This is a genomic window from Streptomyces sp. CLV115 (genome assembly GCF_038448545.1).
Taxonomy (GTDB): Bacteria; Actinomycetota; Actinomycetes; order Streptomycetales; family Streptomycetaceae; genus Streptomyces; species Streptomyces sanglieri.
Genome location: NZ_JBCEWQ010000420.1, coordinates 1 through 446, shown reverse-complemented (window position 1 = coordinate 446; position 446 = coordinate 1). Strand labels below are relative to the sequence as shown.

The window sequence follows — 446 nt, the reverse complement described above, 5'->3', positions numbered from 1 at the left end:
GTTGTCATAGTTGGGCTGGAAATCGACAGTGTCCTGGTCGATGTCGCGCACCATCTCCATGGCCAGCGGCGCCATCTTGCACTCGGTGTATCGCATGGCAGCCGCACCGTCGTTGCCCTGGGACCCGAAGTTACCCTGACCCTGGACAAGCTTGTATCGCATGGCCCATGGCTGAGCCAGACGCACCAAGGTGTCGTAAATGGCCGAGTCGCCGTGAGGGTGGTACTTACCCATGACGTCACCGACGACGCGGGAGCACTTGTTCCAGCCGCGGTCGGGGCGGTAACCGCCGTCGTACATCGCGTAGATGACCCGACGGTGTACCGGTTTGAGGCCGTCGCGCACATCGGGCAGGGCACGCCCGACGATGACGCTCATCGCGTAGTCGAGGTACGCGTTCTGGATCTCGTCACGAATCTCGACCGGCTGGATTCCGACGTGACGGC

General features: G+C 62.6%; 1 protein-coding gene. It reads right to left on the bottom strand.

Features of this window, described 5'->3' with window-relative positions:
- The coding region (locus tag AADR41_RS42445) for a DNA gyrase subunit A (protein WP_342287818.1) at nt 1-432 on the bottom strand (432 nt) is incomplete at its 3' end.
- Nucleotides 433-446 lie beyond the last annotated feature (14 nt).